Annotated in this window: 1 protein-coding gene; it reads left to right on the top strand. The window is 60.0% G+C overall.

The window, feature by feature from the left end; translation table 11 throughout:
• Window positions 1-120: 120 nt before the first annotated feature.
• Complete coding sequence (gene clpX, locus AC1DUU_RS31815; protein ID WP_476787281.1) at window positions 121-1,395, top strand: ATP-dependent Clp protease ATP-binding subunit ClpX; 1,275 nt, start codon at window positions 121-123, stop codon at window positions 1,393-1,395.
• Window positions 1,396-1,484 lie beyond the last annotated feature (89 nt).

Raw genomic sequence — 1,484 nt, 5'->3', positions numbered from 1 at the left:
GAGTTGTGCGGAGCTTGTTGCGGCGGCCAGGGAATGGCGGTGGCGGCGTCCGTCGTTAGATTGCATATGCGCTCGAAAGCCAAACGTTCGGCCGGGCGGCAGTGAAAGGACTTGGACAAGATGAGCAAGGTCAGCAACGGCGGCGGCGACTCCAAGAACACGCTCTATTGCTCGTTCTGCGGCAAGAGCCAGCATGAGGTACGCAAACTCATAGCCGGTCCGACCGTCTTCATCTGCGATGAGTGCGTCGAACTGTGCATGGACATCATCCGCGAGGAAAATAAGACCTCGATGGTGAAGTCGCGCGAGGGCGTGCCGACACCGCAGGAAATCCTCAAGGTTCTGGACGACTATGTCATTGGTCAGCCCTACGCCAAGCGCGTGCTGTCAGTTGCCGTCCACAATCACTACAAGCGCCTCGCGCATGCCTCGAAGAGCAACGACGTCGAGCTGTCGAAGTCGAACATCCTGCTGATCGGCCCGACGGGCTGCGGCAAGACGCTGCTTGCGCAGACGCTTGCGCGCATCATCGACGTGCCGTTTACCATGGCGGACGCAACGACGCTTACCGAAGCCGGTTATGTCGGCGAGGACGTCGAAAACATCATCCTCAAGCTGCTGCAGTCGGCCGACTACAATGTGGAACGCGCCCAGCGCGGCATCGTCTACATCGACGAAATCGACAAGATCTCCCGCAAGTCGGACAACCCCTCGATCACCCGCGACGTGTCGGGCGAGGGCGTCCAGCAGGCATTGCTGAAGATCATGGAAGGCACCGTCGCTTCCGTGCCGCCTCAGGGCGGCCGCAAGCACCCGCAGCAGGAGTTCCTGCAGGTCGACACCGCCAACATCCTGTTCATCTGCGGTGGCGCCTTTGCCGGCCTCGACAAGATCATTTCGGATCGCGGCCGCAAGACCTCGATCGGCTTCGGCGCCACAGTGGCTTCGCCTGAAGACCGGCGCAGCGGTGAAGTCTTCCGCCTCGTCGAGCCGGAGGATTTGCTGAAATTTGGCCTGATCCCCGAGTTCGTCGGCCGTCTGCCGGTGTTGGCGACGCTTGAGGATTTGGACGAGCCGGCGCTGATCCAGATCCTGACCGAGCCGAAGAACGCTCTGGTCAAGCAGTACCAGCGCCTTTTCGAGATGGAGAATGTCGATCTCACCTTCCACGAGAACGCGCTTTCGGCGATCGCCAAGCGTGCCATCGAGCGCAAGACTGGCGCACGCGGCCTGCGTTCGATCATGGAAGCGATCCTGCTCGACACGATGTTCGAGCTTCCTGCGCTCGAAGGCGTCCAGGAAGTGGTAATTTCGGAGGAAGTGGTGACCGGCAGTGCCAGGCCGCTCTACATCTACTCCGAACAGAAGGAAATGAAGGGCAACGTCAGCGCCTAGAGCATGATCCCGAAAAGTGGGTACCGGTTTTCGGGAAAGATCATGCTCCAGCAAAAAGTTGGAGCCCCATTCCGATGCAATCGGAATGG

It is taken from the genome of Aminobacter sp. P4_H6_2, assembly GCF_056400805.1.
This window is presented reverse-complemented; position numbering and strand designations above follow the sequence as displayed.

What these genes read in the sequence shown, in the direction of transcription:
- clpX (WP_476787281.1), top strand. Translation starts at nt 121, where the DNA reads ATGAGCAAGGTCAGCAACGGCGGCGGCGACTCCAAGAACACGCTCTAT.